Consider the following 1312-nt stretch of genomic DNA (forward strand, 5'->3'; position numbering starts at 1 on the left):
TGTCTCGTCCTAAAATACGTTGACAGTATTTCTACTAAGCCAACAGCATCAGCTGTTGGCTTTTTTCATGCACCTCATTTGGAGTTTTCATCCTGAGACTAAGGTGCGGCCTCATATTGTTATAGGTACTTATAGACTCTTTTACTAGTTGTTTAAGCTCTCCGAGGTTTTTACACTTATTAAGTAAGAACTCTTGTTTCAGTATTCCATTTACTCTCTCTGCTAATGCATTTTGATAGCAGTCATAACCGTCTGTCATCGAGGGGCTTATGCCGCTACTTTTCAACTTATCTTGATAAACACCGGAGCAATACTGGAGACCACGATCAGAGTGATGGATACACGAACGATGATATTGACGCCCCTTAATAGCCATATCTAGCGCTTTCACAACATCCGTCGCCTTCATTTCGTTGCTCAGCTCGTAGCCCATAATTTTCCGACTAAACGCATCAGTTACCAATGAGAGATAGTGAATGCCTTCATCTGATTGGATATAGGTAATATCACTTACTAACACACCCTCTGGAGTGCATGGTTTGTAGTTCTTTAATAAGTTCGGATGTTTTTTCATCCAATGCTTACTGTTTGTCGTTTTCGTAAAACTACGTTTAGGTCTTACCAATAACCGTTCATCACGTAAGTAGTTGAAAAGAGCATCCCGACCTAACTTGATACCTTGTTCTTGCAACTTTGGCTTAAGTAAAAAGTAGAGCTTTCTAGTGCCAACCCGAGGCATATAACGTCTAATATCCAACACCATTTGTTTGATGGGTTTAAGTTCCAACTGGCGATGAACAGCTCGCTTTTCTCGTTGATAAACGCTTTGTCTCGTTATCCCGCATAGCTTACATACTCGAACTAAACTTATTCCTTCTTGTTCTTGAAGGCTTCTTGCTCCTTGGTGAGATACTTTTTTCTGAGGCTAGTTCCGTGTTCAGCATCAAGAATATCAACCACTCTATTTAAAAAGAGATTCTTGATTTTTTCGTCTTCCAGCTCTTTCTCAAGACGCTTTATTTTCTGTGCTGGTGACTCTTTAGGCTTAGTTGATTGGTGCATGGTATTCATCCTTGGAGTTTGCGCCCAATTCATCTTACCGTGCTTTCGAAGCCAAGTTAAAACAGTTGAACGGCCTTGGATACCATAAATGGTTTGGGCTTGTTTATATGTCATATCGCCTCTTTCTACAGCGGCGACGACCTGTAATTTAAAGCCTAGTGTGTAATCACGCTGAGTGCGCTTAACGTAGGTATTATTTGAAGTAGCCATAATTCGTCCTCAATGTGTAAACACATTTCAGGACGGGACA

Annotated in this window: 1 protein-coding gene; it reads right to left on the minus strand. The window is 40.7% G+C overall.

Annotated features, from left to right (window positions below; genetic code table 11):
• Positions 1 to 34 precede the first annotated feature (34 nt).
• Positions 35 to 1272 (minus strand): IS3 family transposase gene (locus AB4507_RS21310; protein WP_102319877.1). Its coding sequence is split into 2 segments (ribosomal slippage): positions 35 to 900 and positions 900 to 1272, totalling 1239 coding nucleotides; the frame shifts between segments, so codons are not numbered across the junction.
• Positions 1273 to 1312: the final 40 nt, after the last annotated feature.

This window comes from Vibrio sp. 10N.222.54.A3 (assembly GCF_041474095.1).
GTDB classification, from domain to species: domain Bacteria; phylum Pseudomonadota; class Gammaproteobacteria; order Enterobacterales; family Vibrionaceae; genus Vibrio; species Vibrio crassostreae_C.